The sequence below is a fragment of the Kitasatospora sp. cg17-2 genome, from assembly GCF_054031055.1.
In genome coordinates this window covers 139,586-153,176 of sequence record NZ_CM132923.1, presented here as the reverse complement: position 1 = coordinate 153,176, position 13,591 = coordinate 139,586, and the positions used below count along the sequence as shown (strand labels likewise).

Sequence of the window (13,591 nt, the reverse complement as noted above, 5' to 3'; positions counted from 1 at the left end):
GCCTCAGTGCCGCCCGGCCGCACTCCGGTGCGTCGCCGCGTTCGGCCTCGGGGCCCCCGTGCTGGCCCGCTCGACCAGGGTGGTCGGCACCAGCCGGACGCCCGTCACCGTCTCGCCGCGCAGCTCCCGGAGAGCCGCGTCCACACACAACTCGCCCACCCGGGCGAAGTCCTGACGCATCGTCGTCAGCGGCGGGATGAAGGAGGCCGCCTCGGCGATGTCGTCGAAGCCGACCACGCTGACGTCCTGCGGGACCCGCAGACCCCGCTCGTGGAAGGCCCGCAGCACCCCCAGGGCCATCTGGTCGTTGGCGACGAACACGGCGGTGCAGTCGGCCTCCTCGGCGAGCCGCAGCCCCGCCTCGTACCCGGACTCGGGCGTCCAGTCGCCGCGCTGCGCCGGCGGCACCCGTCGTCCCTCCTCGCGCAGCACCGCCTGCCAGGCGTCCGACCGGCGGTCCGCGGCGAAGGACTCCTCGGGGCCCGACACGTGCCAGACCGTCTCGTGTCCGAGGTCGAGCAGGTGCTGCACCGCGGTGCGGGCCCCCTGCCGCTGGTCGGTGTCGACGACGGGGAAGCGCCCGGTGGCGTCGGAGTCGACCACGACGACCTTGACGTGCGGCGGGAGGGTCGGCGCGGTGGTGTCGAGCAGGTGCACCTCCATGATGAGGACGACGGCGTCGACGGCCAGCTCGTCGAGCCGGGTGAAGGCGCCGCGGACGTTGTCCTGGGTCGGGGCGTCGAGGGGGATCAGGGTGACGGCGTAGCCGGCCCGGGCGGCCGAGCCCGCGATGGCCTCCAGGGTCCGGACGTTGCCGGTGCTGGACAGGCCCATGGTGATCACGCCGATCGCCCGGAACTCCCCGCGCTTGAGGGCGCGGGCGGCGCTGTTGGGCCGGTAGCCGAGCTCCTTCATGGCGTCCAGGACCTTCTGGCGGGTGCTGTCGATGACGGCGGGGTCGCCGTTGGAGACGCGTGAGACCGTCTGCGAGGAGACCCCGGCGAGGGCGGCGACGTCCGCCATCGAGACCCGGCGGGCCCGGCCCCGGCCGCGCCCGCCGCCGGCTGCCCGGCCGGCCTCCTCGTCGGCCGTCCGGCCCGCCTCCGACCCGGATTCCGCGCCCCCCGCGTCCGTGTCGGCCGACCGGTCGCTCGTCTGCATGCCCCTCACCGGATTCCTCTCGTTCGTCTCTTCTTCGTGCTTGACGCTCCTCATCGGGAGTGCCACGATCGCCACACCGATGATTACGTAAACATCCTTCGTTGGCCAGTCGCCGCGGAGCCGTTCACCGGTCCCCGGCCACTCGCCACCCGTCCTCCGACACCGCACTTTCCGGTCACCGATGCAAGGACCCCCGCCATGACGCTCCTCTCGACGCGCGCGACGGAAGCACCACCCCCGCGCCGACCACGTCCCCGCCTCCGGCTGCGCAAGGAGGCCCTCGTGGGCTGGGGGTTCGCCGGCCCGTTCGTCGCGGTGTTCGGCCTCGTCTTCCTCGCCCCGATCGGGTACGCGCTGTACCTGAGCCTCTTCAAGGACCGGCTCATCGGCGGCACCTCCTTCGTCGGCCTCGACAACTACGGCGAGGCGCTCGCCGACACCCGCTTCTGGGAGGGCCTGGCCAGGGTAGGGCTCTTCCTGCTGGTCCAGGTGCCCGTCATGCTGGGTGTCGCGCTGCTGGTCGCCCTCGCGATCGACAGCGGCCGACTCTACGGCAGGACGTTCTTCCGGGTCGCGGTCTTCCTCCCGTACGCCGTCCCCGCCGTCGTCGCCAGCCTGATCTGGGGCTTCATGTACGGCACCCGCTTCGGCCTGGTCGGCAACATCAACGACGCCCTCGGTGTCACCCTGCCCGACCCGCTCTCGCCGTCCCTGGTCCTCGCCTCCATCGGCAACATCGTGACCTGGGAGTTCGTCGGCTACAACATGCTGATCTTCTACTCGGCCCTCAGGGTCGTCCCCCGCTCGCTCTACGAGGCGGCGGCGATCGACGGCGCGGGGGAGTGGCGGACGGTCTTCTCCGTCAAACTGCCGGCCATCCGCGGCGCCCTGGTCATCGCGACGATCTTCTCGATCATCGGCAGCTTCCAGCTCTTCAACGAGCCCAGCATCCTGCAGAAGCTCGCCCCCAACGCGATCACCAGCGACTTCACCCCCAACCTCTACACCTACTCGCTGTCCTTCTCGGGGCAGCAGCACAACTACGCGGCCACGGTGGCCATCGTGATGGGCGTGATCACCGCGGTCATCGCCTACACCGTCCAACTGCGCGGCATGCGGAAGGGCTGAGCCGATGACCACTCCTCCCGTTCCCGCTCCCGCCCCCGTTCCCGCGTCGGCGGCCACCCCCGCCGCCTCCGCGTCCACCCCGGCCGCCCTCACGTCCGCCCCCGTGCCGGCCGACCGGGGCCCGGCCTCCCGCGCCGCCGCCCCGTCCGCCGCCCGTTCCGCGCAGAAGCGCCGTCCCCGGAGCCCGCGGACCCCGCTGAGCCCCCGCCCGAGCGTCCCGCTCACCCTGGTCACCGGACTGGTCCTGGTCTACACCCTGCTCCCGCTCGCCTGGCTGTTCATCAACGCGACCAAGGACCAGAAGGGGCTGATGGACTCCTTCGGGCTCTGGTTCGCCGGCGACTTCAACCTGTGGGACAACATCACCCGCACCTTCTCCTACGACGACGGCGCCTTCGTCCGCTGGCTGCTCAACACCCTGCTCTACGTGGCCGCCGGCGCGGGCGGCGCCACGGTCCTCGCCGTCCTTGGCGGCTACGCGCTGGCCAAGTTCGCCTTCCCGGGCCGCCGGGCGGTCTTCGCGGTCGTCATCGGAGCCGTGGCCGTGCCCGGAACCGCGCTGGCCGTGCCCACCTTCCTGATGTTCAGCAAGATGGGGCTGACCAACACCCCGTGGGCCGTCATCATCCCGTCCCTGATCTCCCCGTTCGGCCTCTACCTGATGTGGGTGTTCGCCGCCGAGGCCGTCCCCACCGAACTCCTGGAGGCCGCCCGGATCGACGGCTCCGGCGAGCTGCGCACCTTCTTCCGCATTGCCCTGCCGCTGCTGATGCCGGGGACGGTGACCGTGCTGCTGTTCTCGATGGTCGCGACCTGGAACAACTACTTCCTGCCGCTGATCATGATCAAGGACCCCGACTGGTACCCGCTCACCCTCGGGCTCAACGCCTGGAACGCCCAGGCGCAGACCGCCGGCGGCGAGCCCGTCTTCGACATCGTCATCACCGGTTCCCTGCTGACGATCGTCCCGATCGTGGCGGTGTTCCTGCTGCTCCAGCGGTACTGGCAGTCCGGCCTGGCCGCGGGCAGCGTCAAGGAGTGACCGCGCCACCCGCGTCGCTTCCTCTCCCACCGCTCTCTCCCGCACTCGCACCACCTGCACCACCTGCACCACCCGCACCGCAACCCTCTCCCACCCTCGTCGTCAGGAGCTCCCCCATGCGTACGCGCACCCCCGTCACCCGCAGACTGCTCGGCGCCGTCGCCGTGGTGTCCGCACTCACCCTCGGCGCGACGGCCTGCGGCTCCGGCGGCACGGACGACGGCTCCGCCTCCGCAGGGCCGAAGGACCTCGCCACCGCACTGGAGAAGGGCGGCAAGGTGACGGTGTGGGCCTGGGAGCCCACGCTGAAGAAGGTCGCGGAGGACTTCGAGAAGAAGTACCCGAAGGTCGACGTGGAACTGGTCAACGCCGGCACCGGCGACAAGCAGTACACCGCCCTGCAGAACGCGATCGCGGCCGGCTCCGGGGCCCCCGACGTGGCGCAGATCGAGTACTACGCCCTCGGCCAGTTCGCGATCGGCAAGTCCGTCGAGAACCTCGCCCCGTACGGCGCGGACAAGCTCGCCTCCGGCTTCACCCCCGGCCCGTGGAACGCCGTCCACCGGGACGGGGCCGTCGACGCCCTGCCCATGGACTCCGGCCCCATGGCGCTCTTCTACAACAAGAAGCTCTTCGACCAGCACGGCATCGCCGTACCGACCACCTGGGACGAGTACGTGGACGCGGCCCGTGCCCTGCACAAGGCCGACCCCAAGGTCTTCATCACCAACGACACCGGTGACGCCGGCTTCGCCACCAGCCTGATCTGGCAGGCCGGGGGCCGCCCCTACAAGACCAAGGGCACCGACGTCACCGTCGACTTCGGCGACCAGGGCACCAGGACGTACGCCGGCACCTGGCAGAAGCTCCTCGACGAGAAGCTGGTCGCGCCGATCAGCTCCTGGAGCGACTCCTGGTACAAGGGCCTGGCCGACGGCACGGTGGCCACCCTGGCGATCGGCGCCTGGATGCCGGCCAGCTTCGTCTCCGGTGTGGCGGCCGCCTCCGGCGACTGGCGGGTCGCCCCGCTGCCGCAGTGGACGAAGGGCGCGACGGCCAGTGCGGAGAACGGCGGCAGCTCGCTGGCCGTGCCGAAGGCCGCCAAGAACAAGGAACTCGCCTACGCCTTCACCGAGTTCGCCACCACCGGCGCGGGCGCGAGCGCCCGGGTGGCCGCGGGAGCCTTCCCCGCCACCAGGGCCGACCTGGAGTCGCCGGCCTTCCTGGACACGGCGTTCCCGTACTTCGGCGGGCAGCAGGCGAACCGGATCTTCGCCGACTCCGCCCGCAACGTCGGCACCGACTGGTCCTACCTGCCCTTCCAGGTCTACGCCAACTCGGTCTTCAACGACACCGTCGGCAAGGCATACGTCTCCTCCACCACGCTCACGGCCGGCCTGAACGCCTGGCAGGAGACCAGCGTCAAGTACGGCAAGGACCAGGGGTTCAGCGTCAACAAGTAGCCTTCGGGCAGCAGTTGCCGCCCCGGCCCCGCCCTGCCGGTCGACTCCGGCAGGGCGGGGCCGCTCGCCCCGGGTGTCCCCGTGTGTCCGGTGGACCTCCGGGGGAGCGGCCCGGTCCGAGGAGCGTGGCGCCCCGTTGGTAGCGTGCGTCTCCGTGATGCGCCCATGGATCCTGTCGTTGTTGTTCGTGCTCTGCGGCTCGTTCGTCGCCGTCGGGCTGGCGTTCTCGGGGAGCCCCGGCGCGGCCGCGGGGCTCCTGCTGGCGTTCCTGGCGCTCGCCGGTGTGAACTCGCCCTTGATCTTCCCGCGGTCGGTCGGCGCGGCGGAGGCGTCGCGCCGCAGCGCGGCCGACGGCCGGCCGGTGATCTACTGGCGGCCGGGCTGCAAGTACTGCATCCGGCTGCGCATCCGGCTCGGCCGCGACGCCCGCCGCCTCCACTGGGTCGACATCTGGCAGGACCCGGCAGGCGCCGCCGCCGTGCGGGCGGCCAACGACGGCAACGAGACCGTGCCGACCGTCGTCGTGGCAGGCCGGGCCCGCACCAACCCCGATGTCGAGTGGGTGCGCGAACAGCTCGCCCGGACCAGGTGACCCACGGTGCCGCGCGGGACGCATCGCGGCCCGCCCTGACCCCGACCGACGAGCACTGACCCGCGGCGGTGGGGCGGGCACCCGGAGCGGTGCCCGCCCCACCGCCGCTCCGGTGTGTCCCTCCCCGGCCGGTGCCGGGCGGTGCGACGGATCGGACTCCGGGCGCCTGCTCCACCGGAACGGGCCCGACCGGACCGCCGTGGTGCCGAGCGTCGCCCCGCGCACGCCACCGGCCGGGCCGTTGCCGACAGTTGACGCGCCGCTGCCGCGCCGCGTTCCCGGGGGACGCGCAACCGGGGGCCGCCATGCGCTCGATACAGCCGCCGTCCACCCCGAGTCGGCCGCCGTCCCTGCTGGTGATCCTGGGTGACGAGCGGCTCGACGTCGCCGGCCTGCACCGCGAATCTCCTGCCACGGTGCGCCGGTTGGGCGAACTCCTCGGCGTGGTGCCCACGGCCTGGCCGTACCGACGAGTCTCCGAGGGTTCGTCGGGGCGCACGGCATCGCGACATGGAACGGCAGAACCTCTGGCACTCTTTTCGTATATCGCATATGTTTCATGGGCGCACCCATCGCACCACGGTGCAGTGGACCCGTGGCCATCTCCCGGCGGTCCACTTTCGCGTCCCGCCACCGCGTCCCGCCACCGCGTCCCGCCACCGCGGCCCGATCCCCGGCGGCCCGATCCCCGTCCGTCGGCCCACGGAACCGGTCGGCCCGAGCGTCGTCACGTCCCGCAGCCCCTTCGACGCGTCGTCCGCACCGGTATCACCCCCACCGGAGCCGGCCTCGCCCTCGCGCACGGCGGCAGATCGCCTCCGCCCTCACCCTCGTCCCCCACGGAGACAGACATGACCACACCCGAGCCGCACGGCATCAGCCGCCGCTCCGTCCTGCGCGGCGCGGCCGTCGCCGGCGCCGGAGCGGCCATCTCCCCGCTGCTCAACCTGTCCACCGCCTCGGCCGCCACGGCCGGGAACTACACCATCCGCTTCGACCAGGCGCGCAAGCAGACCATCCTCGGCCTCGGTTTCGAGATCCAGTCCGACTCGATCGGCTCCGGCAACAACGGCCTGCCCACCACGGTCTCCGGAGTGCCCTACGACCTGACGCCCGCCGAGCGGACCCGCTTCTACCGGCAGTTGGTCAAGGGCGACCGCGCCGACCGGGGGTTCCGCTACTGCCGCCTCGCACTCGGCCTCTACCACCGCGGCCTCGACCCCACGGGCAAGCACATCGTCGACCGCTACCCCGGCCAGACCGAGCTGCTCGCCCAGATGATCAGTCAGGGCGGCATGGAGGGCGTGGCGGCCGAGTACTGGTCGCCGGCCCCCGGTTGGAAGAGCAACAACTCGTACATCAGCGGCAGGATCGCCTCCGTCCAGCCGGCGTTCCTCGACCAGCTCGGCGACGCCATGGTCGGCGACCTCGACTACCTGTCCGCGCGCGGCGTCCCCATCTCCATGTGGGGCCTGCAGAACGAGCCGGACGCGTCGAACACCTACTCCACCTGCCAGTACACGCCCGAGGACTACCTCAAGACGTTCAAGGCCGTGGCACCCAAGATCAAGGCCCGCTACCCGGGTGCGATGATCCACGCCGACAGCCGGGACGGCTGGGAGAGCGCCTGGGGCAAGGCCGTCGCCGCCGACCCCGCGGCCCTGTCCCACGTCGACGCCTGGAGCTTCCACCGCATCGGCTCGTCGAGCAACGAGCAGATGACCAGGAACTACACCTCGGGAGCGGCCGGACGGCCCGTCTTCAACAACGAGTTCGAGTACCTCGACAACAGGACCAGTGACGACAGGACCATCAACACCGCCCAGTCCATCATGAACTGGATGACCTTCCAGAACTCTCCCACCTGGTTCTGGCTGCACGCCCTCAAGCCCACCACCAACGCCGAATCCCCGGGCTACTCCCTCGGGTTCTGGCGGCCCCCGAGCGACACCGACTTCGGCCCCGACCACTTCCCCGACCTGCCGGTCGGCCACTGGACCTGGAACCCCCAGAACTGGAACGCCGTCGCCGGCTTCGTGAAGTACCTGCCGTGGAACTCGGTGCGCTACCACGTCGACGAGTCCGCGGTGCTCGGCGACCAGCGGATCATGGCGTGGAGGACCCCGGAGGGCAAGCCGGTCTTCGCCGTCACCAACCGCTCCGCCACCCAGTCCTTCACCTACACCGTCAACACCCAGACGGCCGCCACCTTCCAGGGCCACCGCTACGGCCCGGCCACCAACAACCAGGACATCCCCGCGCTCACCGGACCCACCCTCACCATCACCGTCCCCCCGCGGTCGATCGAGTTCTGGGTCCGCACCCCCTGACGGAGCGCACCCCCTGACCGACCGCCCCCGGGGCGAGGCGTCCGGACGCCTCGCCCCGGAGCACGAACAGGCGTCACGGGTGGATCAGTTCGCCCAACCCCAGGGTGCGCAGCGTGTGGTTGGCCATGTGCAGGTGGCCGAGCACGTTGGGGCCGGACGCCGCTGCGGACGTGCGCGGAGCAGGCGGCCTCGACGGGCCGCGAACGGCGCGGTGGTGACGGTCGCAGAATCCCATAGACGATCCATGGCGGCAATCCTCGTCCTTCCACCGGTGACGTGGGGAGCCGGGGCCGCGTGTCAGCCGGTGAACCCCGGTACGACGAGACCCGATTCGTAGGCGATCACCACGGCGTGGGTCCGGTTCTGCGCGGCGAGCTTGGTCAGCACGTTCCCGACGTGGGTCTTCACCGTCTCCAGGCTCACCGCGAGGGACTGCGCGATCTCCGGGTTGGACAGCCCGGTGGCCATCAGCCGCAGTACCTCTTCCTCCCGGACCGTCAGCGCCGCCTTCGGCAAGGCCTCGGCGCCGCGCAGCGGTCGGGCGGTGACCATCCGGCCCAGTGCGGCCGGGAAGAGGACCGCCTCTCCTGCCGCGACCACGCGCACCGCCTCGGCGATCTGCCGGACCGGCAGCCGCTTGAGGACGAACCCGCTGGCCCCGGCACCGAGCGCGGCGGTGACGTAGTCGTCGTTCTCGAAGGTGGTGATCACCACGACCTTCGGCGGACCGGCCGACCCGGCCTCGTCCGCCGGCCCGGAGAGGAGCTGCCGGGTGGCCTCGATCCCGTTGCGGCGGGGCATCCGCACGTCCATCAGGACCACGTCGGGCCGCAGTCGCCGCGCCTCCTCGACCGCCTCGACCCCGTCGGCGGCCTCCCCGATCACCGCGATGCCCGGCTGCACCGAGAGCAGGGTGCGCAGACCGCTGCGGGTCACCGCGTCGTCGTCCGCGATCAGGACGGTGACAGGAGCGCCCGCCGGGTCGGCCGCGCGTGCGTCGGAGCCGGTCACGCCGACACCCCGACCGGCAGCCGGACGGCCAGCCTCCAGTGCCGCGGACCGTGCGGGCCGGACTCGAACTCGCCGTGCAGCAGCCGCACCCGCTCGGCGAGGCCCGGCAGACCGTGCCCCGAGGTGGGGAAGGTCCCGGTGCCGGTACGCGGGCCGGTGGTGGTTCCGGTCCTGTTGACCACGCCGAGCTCCAGGGCGTCCGGCGTGGCCGCCACCCGGACCTCGATCGGGCCGCCCGCCCCGTGCCGCAGCGCGTTCGTCAGCCCCTCCTGCAGGATCCGGTACGCCGCCCGGGAGAGCGTCCCCCGCACCTGCGCCAGGTCGCCCGAGAGCTCCGGCTCCAGCACCGCGCCCGTGTGCCGCAACCGGTCGAGCAGCTCGGGAAGGTCGGCCAGGGTCCGGGTCGGAGCGGTCTCCGCCCGCTGGTCGCGCAGCACGCCCAGGACGTGGTCCAGGTCCTCCAGCGCGGCCCGGGAGGACTCCTCGATGCTGCGCAGCGCGGCCCTCGCCGCCGCCGGATCGGCACCGAACATCTCGCCCGCCACCGCGGCCTGGATCGTGGTCGCGGTCAGCGTGTGCCCGATGGAGTCGTGCAACTCGTGGGCCAGCCGGTTGCGTTCGGCCAGCGACTGTTCCCGCTCCGCCGCCAGCGCGAGCTGCTCGGCCGGCGAGGGGCCCAGCAGCCGGGGCGCCAGCCACCGCAGGGCGCCCGTCACCACCGCGCACACGGCCGCCGCCAGCAGGAGGCAGCCGAGTGCCACCACCCAGCTCTGCCAGCCGCCGTCCAGCCGCACCGTCCGGCCGGACAGGCTGAGGTCCGCCTCGGCGCCGAGCCAGTTGCCCGGCAGGGTCAGCCCCAGCAGGACGAGCACCCCGGTCACCAGGGATCCCACCCACCCCAGGGCCACGTGCAGGAGCAGCCAGAGCGCGGTCCGCCGGCGGTCGGTGCCGCGGGCACCCGCGGTCCGTCGCGCGGTGGTGGGGTCGGGGAGAGGCACCCGCAGCAGGTGGCCGGCGGACGCGATCAGCGCCCGCCGGGTGACGGGAACCAGCCCCACCGCACCGGTCAGTGCCGCCCAGGCCAGGAGGACCAGGGCGGCCCGCACCCCGTAGGGGGCGGACGGCTGGACCAGCATGACCGGCAGCGCGAAAGGCAGCAGCGGAAGGCTCGCCAACGCGCCGCAATAGGCGAACAGCATTCCCGAATACGTGGAGCCGCGCAGCAGCGGCCGAAGTCCCTTGAGCATGATCGTCCCAGTATGGCCGGGGCCCGATCCGGCGACCTCCCCCGATCGGGGGAGCGTCTCCTCCCGCCTTCCCGCGATGTGCGGCGGCGCCCCCGGACGCCAGGATCGTGCCCCGAGTACTTGACCGGAGGACACCTGATGAACACCCGAGGCGCAGAGACGCCCATGCAGCACACCGCCTTCACTGCGGTGGCCGACCGGCCCCGGAGGAACGGTCCGGCCGGCGCCGCCGTGGTGCTGGGCGTGATCGGCCTGAGCACGTCGATCGTCTTCGTCGGCGGTCTGATCGGCGTCGTCGGCCTGGCCCTGGGCATCGCGGGCCTGGTGACGGCCGGGCGGACCGGTGTCGGCCGGGGGAGGGCCGTCGCCGGTGTGGTGACGTCGGCCCTCGCGATCGTGGTGTCCGTCCTGGCCGCCGTGCTCCTCGTCTGGTACGCCGACAGGACGCAGGACTGCTACCAGCCCGACTCCTTGCGGCAGTACCGGCAGTGCGTCCAGCAACACCTCACCTGACACTGACAGGTCACGGCAGCCGCGTACGGTCCGTTCAGGTCGCTCCGTCGGTGAGGTCGGTGCGGGTGGTGCGGAGTTTGGTGAGGACGCGGGCGACGTGGTTCTCGACGGTGCGGGTGGAGAGGAAGAGGGCGGTGGCGATGTCCTTGTTGGTGGCGCCGGTGGTGAGGAGGTCGCGGATTTGTTCCTCGCGGGGGGAGAGGTTGTTGCCGTAGCCGGTGCGGCCGCGCGGGTTGGGGGTCTGTCGGCCGTGTTCGCGCAGCGCGCGGTGGCAGCGGGCGGCGTCGGAGGTGGCGCCGAGCTGTTCGAAGGCGGCGATCGGTCCGGCCAGGAGTGCGACGGCTTCGTCGGGGTCGGTGCGGGTGCGGGCGGCGCGTTCGGCGGCGAGGGCCGCTTGGTAGGGGCGGCCGATGTCGGTCCACCGGGTGGCGGCGAGGTCGAAGGCCGCCGTCGCGGCGTCGGGGTCGGTGGCGGTCAGCAGGAGCCCGCGGCAGTGGTGCTGTTCGGCGACGGCGCCGGGTGCGTCGCGGCCCTCGATCGCGGTGGCGTGGCGTGCGGTCAGGTCGCGGGCCTCGTCGGCGCGGTCGAGGGCGAGCAGGGTCTCGACGGCGGTGGGAACGAGGTCCCAGGCGTGATTCCAGGCCTCCTTGCGGTCCAGGAATCCGAGGAAGTCGAGCGGGTCGGTCAGCGTGTCCCAGGCGGCCCGCGGGTCGTCGCGGGCCAGGTGCAGCCGGGCCCGCCCGGCCGCGGCACCCAGCGACTCCAGGTGCAGGCCCTCACGGGCGAGGACCTGCTCCAGCGCGGCGGCAGCCTGGGCGGTGAGGCCGCGCGCCGCGGCGGTGAGGCCGCCGACGGTGGCCAGCAGCCCGCCGGAGCCCAGCGGGCGGTCCGGATGGCGGTCGCGAAACTCCTGGAGGCCCTGCTCGGCCTTGCCCCAGCGTCCGGCCAGCCAGTCGAGCACCACCCGGTCGGCGTCCAGATGCACGTCCAGCGTCTGCATGTGGGTGCGCGGGACCAGGGCCTTCGCCTCGGCGCAGGCCGACGCGGCCCGCCGGTCGTTCCCGACGGCGAGACTGCCCAGGACGGCCGCGCTGAGGAAGATCGCCGTGCCCTGGAGGACCTGCACGTCCTCGGCCTCGCGGGGCAGCGCGGCGACCACCTCGGCCACGGCCGTATCGGCGACCACGCACCGCTGGACGAACCCGGCGAGGTGGAGCAGCACTTGGGCGTAGGGATCCTCGGCGGTGGTCGCCAGGCCGAATCCGCGCTCGACCATGGTCCGTTGCTCGGCGAGGGAGAAGCGGCCGGTCCTCGACATGCCCAGCAGACCCAGCAGCCTGGCCGTGTGCACGGGGTTCTCCCCCTCCACCTCGCGCAGGGCCGTCACCATCTCCTCCTCGGCCGACTGGTCGCCGCTCTGATAGATCAGCACCGTGCCGAGGGCCGATCTGATCTCGCCCCGGACCGGGGTGGGCAGACCCGGCAGCAGCATGAGCCGCCGCAGCACCGCGAGGGTGGCGGTGTGGTCGGTACGGAAATGTGCGGCCAGGGACATCGCCCGGGCCGCGCTGGTGAGCTGGTCGGGGGTGAGGTCGGGCTGTTCGAGGATCTCGTCGAGCAGGGTGGCGGCGGTGCCGTGGTCGCCGAGCGCGGTGGCCCGGTCGGCGGCCGCCTGGGCGCGGGGCAGCCAGGCCTTCCGGTCGCCCGTGGCACGGGTGTGGTGGGCGATCTGTACGAGCGGCGGCGGGTCCTGGGCCAGCAGCACGTCCAGGACCCTGCGGTGCGCGCGTTGGCGGACCGGCCCCGGGAGGGCTTCGTAGACCGCCTCCTGGGCCAGGACGTGCGCGAATCCGTAGCTGTCCGGGCCGGTCTGCCGCAGTACCGCGGCGCCGAGCGCCTCCAGCAGGGCCGCCTCGCCCCGTTCCTCGTCCAGGCCGGCCGATTCGGCCAGCCGCGCCTGCCCGGCCGGGACCGCCAGGACGGCCGCAGCGTCCACCAGGGCCGTCGCCTCCGGTCCGAGCCGTGACCTGCGGTCGGCCAGGACCTCGCGCAGGCTCCGGGGCACCCGCAGCGCCGTGAGGTCCGTGCCGTGCGGTGTGCCCGCGAGGGTGATCAGGTCCTCCTCGATGACCAGCGGCAGACCCGCGCTGCGCTCCAGCAGGGTGCGCACCAGGGCCGGTGGCGGCTCGTCGCCCAGCACGTCGCGCGCCATGGCCCGCAGCTCCGCCCCGCCCAGCGGACCGAGCCGGATCTCGGCCCCGCCCGTGCCCGGCGAGCGCCGGAACGCGGCACCGAGGACGGGCCCGCCGCCCGGCAGGTCCTCGGCCCGGTAGGTGAGCACCAGCGCCGCATCGGCCGGCAGGTCGCGCGCCAGCAGGAGCAGCAGTTCCCGGGTCGCCTCGTCGGCCCAGTGCACGTCCTCCACCACCAGCACCGCCGGTGCGACCGCCGTCAGCAGCGTCCGCACCCCGGCGGCTGTCCGGAACCGCTGCATGCCGGACCCGGAGGAGCCCGGCGGCACCGGCGGTGGCGCGGGCAGGGCGGCGGCCAGGTCCGGCAGCAGCGGCGCGAGTGCCCCGGCGGAGGCCTCCAGCTCCTCCACCGGGGGCAGCCACGGCCCGATCCGGCGCAGCGCGTCGATGACCGGCCCGTACGCCAGCGGCTCCCGCAACGGATGGCACCCGCCCGCCAGCACCCGCAGGCCCCGCGCGCGCAGCACCTCCGACGCCTCCGCGACCAGCCGCGACTTGCCGATCCCCGCCTCGCCCTCCACCAGCACCACGGCCGGCCGGGCCGCGGACGCCGCTTCCAGCAGCGCCCTCAGCTCGCGTTCGCGGCCCGCGAAGGCGCATCCCCGGATCCCGGGCGAGTCCGTTCCACTGCGGAAGCCGTCCATCCCCAGCTCTCCTCACCGTCGTGGCCCGGCAGGGACGGGACGGATCGCCGCCGCCGGCCGGGTTCCACGGTAGTCCGCCCCGGACGGGAGCGCCGGGCGCGCGCACCCGGCCGTGCGCGTGCCGACGGGCGCACGCGGGCGCCGGTGGCTTCCTGCGGCGTGCCGGGCACGGCATCGGCACCGATCATTGATGGGATCAATCCTATGG

General features: G+C 73.0%; 11 protein-coding genes. 6 read left to right on the top strand and 5 right to left on the bottom strand.

What is annotated here, in order from left to right; genetic code table 11:
• Positions 1–3: 3 nt before the first annotated feature.
• A complete protein-coding gene (locus tag ACW14Y_RS00630) occupies positions 4–1,023 on the bottom strand; it encodes a LacI family DNA-binding transcriptional regulator (protein WP_456988401.1) in 1,020 nt (339 codons plus the stop codon).
• Positions 1,024–1,359: 336 nt separating this feature from the next.
• Between ACW14Y_RS00630 and ACW14Y_RS00625 the strand changes: the two genes are divergently transcribed.
• The 5 genes from ACW14Y_RS00625 (at position 1,360) to ACW14Y_RS00605 (ending at position 7,716) form a co-directional block, all read left to right on the top strand.
• On the top strand, positions 1,360–2,289 hold the full coding sequence (locus tag ACW14Y_RS00625) for a carbohydrate ABC transporter permease (protein WP_380310349.1): 930 nt from the start codon (positions 1,360–1,362) through the stop codon (positions 2,287–2,289).
• Between the two features lie 4 nt (positions 2,290–2,293).
• Positions 2,294–3,331, top strand: coding sequence for a carbohydrate ABC transporter permease (locus tag ACW14Y_RS00620; protein WP_456985472.1), 1,038 nt, complete (start codon positions 2,294–2,296; stop codon positions 3,329–3,331).
• Positions 3,332–3,447: 116 nt separating this feature from the next.
• Positions 3,448–4,794 (top strand): ABC transporter substrate-binding protein, encoded by a 1,347-nt coding sequence (locus ACW14Y_RS00615; RefSeq protein WP_456985471.1) that lies wholly within the window; start codon positions 3,448–3,450, stop codon positions 4,792–4,794.
• 154 nt (positions 4,795–4,948) lie between these two features.
• Positions 4,949–5,386 carry a glutaredoxin domain-containing protein gene (locus tag ACW14Y_RS00610; RefSeq protein ID WP_380310355.1) on the top strand — a complete coding sequence of 146 codons (438 nt, stop codon included), beginning with the start codon at positions 4,949–4,951 and terminating at the stop codon, positions 5,384–5,386.
• An 851-nt stretch (positions 5,387–6,237) separates the two neighbouring features.
• Positions 6,238–7,716 (top strand): hypothetical protein, encoded by a 1,479-nt coding sequence (locus tag ACW14Y_RS00605; RefSeq protein WP_456985470.1) that lies wholly within the window; start codon positions 6,238–6,240, stop codon positions 7,714–7,716.
• Positions 7,717–7,789: 73 nt separating this feature from the next.
• Here the strand turns inward: ACW14Y_RS00605 and ACW14Y_RS00600 are convergent, their stop codons facing one another.
• The 3 genes from ACW14Y_RS00600 to ACW14Y_RS00590 all read right to left on the bottom strand — a co-directional run bounded on the left by ACW14Y_RS00600 (position 7,790) and on the right by ACW14Y_RS00590 (position 9,974).
• Complete coding sequence (locus ACW14Y_RS00600) at positions 7,790–7,951, bottom strand: hypothetical protein (RefSeq protein ID WP_402725464.1); 162 nt, start codon at positions 7,949–7,951, stop codon at positions 7,790–7,792.
• A gap of 62 nt (positions 7,952–8,013) precedes the next feature.
• Entirely contained in the window at positions 8,014–8,727 is a 714-nt protein-coding gene (locus ACW14Y_RS00595) for a response regulator transcription factor (protein WP_456985469.1), read from the bottom strand.
• Positions 8,724–9,974 (bottom strand): sensor histidine kinase, encoded by a 1,251-nt coding sequence (locus ACW14Y_RS00590; RefSeq protein WP_456985468.1) that lies wholly within the window; start codon positions 9,972–9,974, stop codon positions 8,724–8,726. Before ACW14Y_RS00590 ends, ACW14Y_RS00595 begins: the two co-directional genes overlap by 4 nt.
• Before the next feature lie 138 nt (positions 9,975–10,112).
• On the opposite strand from ACW14Y_RS00590, the gene ACW14Y_RS00585 reads away from it, so the two are divergent.
• Positions 10,113–10,487, top strand: a complete 375-nt coding sequence (locus tag ACW14Y_RS00585; RefSeq protein ID WP_456985467.1) for a DUF4190 domain-containing protein — start codon at positions 10,113–10,115, stop codon at positions 10,485–10,487.
• 34 nt (positions 10,488–10,521) lie between these two features.
• On the opposite strand, the gene ACW14Y_RS00580 is transcribed toward ACW14Y_RS00585, so the two are convergent.
• Positions 10,522–13,383 carry a helix-turn-helix transcriptional regulator gene (locus tag ACW14Y_RS00580; RefSeq protein WP_456985466.1) on the bottom strand — a complete coding sequence of 954 codons (2,862 nt, stop codon included), beginning with the start codon at positions 13,381–13,383 and terminating at the stop codon, positions 10,522–10,524.
• Between the last annotated feature and the right edge of the window lie 208 nt (positions 13,384–13,591).

What these genes read in the sequence shown, in the direction of transcription:
- ACW14Y_RS00630 (WP_456988401.1), bottom strand. Translation starts at nt 1,023, where the DNA reads ATGGCGGACGTCGCCGCCCTCGCCGGGGTCTCCTCGCAGACGGTCTCA.
- ACW14Y_RS00625 (WP_380310349.1), top strand. Translation starts at nt 1,360, where the DNA reads ATGACGCTCCTCTCGACGCGCGCGACGGAAGCACCACCCCCGCGCCGA.
- ACW14Y_RS00620 (WP_456985472.1), top strand. Translation starts at nt 2,294, where the DNA reads ATGACCACTCCTCCCGTTCCCGCTCCCGCCCCCGTTCCCGCGTCGGCG.
- ACW14Y_RS00615 (WP_456985471.1), top strand. Translation starts at nt 3,448, where the DNA reads ATGCGTACGCGCACCCCCGTCACCCGCAGACTGCTCGGCGCCGTCGCC.
- ACW14Y_RS00605 (WP_456985470.1), top strand. Translation starts at nt 6,238, where the DNA reads ATGACCACACCCGAGCCGCACGGCATCAGCCGCCGCTCCGTCCTGCGC.
- ACW14Y_RS00600 (WP_402725464.1), bottom strand. Translation starts at nt 7,951, where the DNA reads ATGGGATTCTGCGACCGTCACCACCGCGCCGTTCGCGGCCCGTCGAGG.
- ACW14Y_RS00590 (WP_456985468.1), bottom strand. Translation starts at nt 9,974, where the DNA reads ATGCTCAAGGGACTTCGGCCGCTGCTGCGCGGCTCCACGTATTCGGGA.
- ACW14Y_RS00585 (WP_456985467.1), top strand. Translation starts at nt 10,113, where the DNA reads ATGAACACCCGAGGCGCAGAGACGCCCATGCAGCACACCGCCTTCACT.
- ACW14Y_RS00580 (WP_456985466.1), bottom strand. Translation starts at nt 13,383, where the DNA reads ATGGACGGCTTCCGCAGTGGAACGGACTCGCCCGGGATCCGGGGATGC.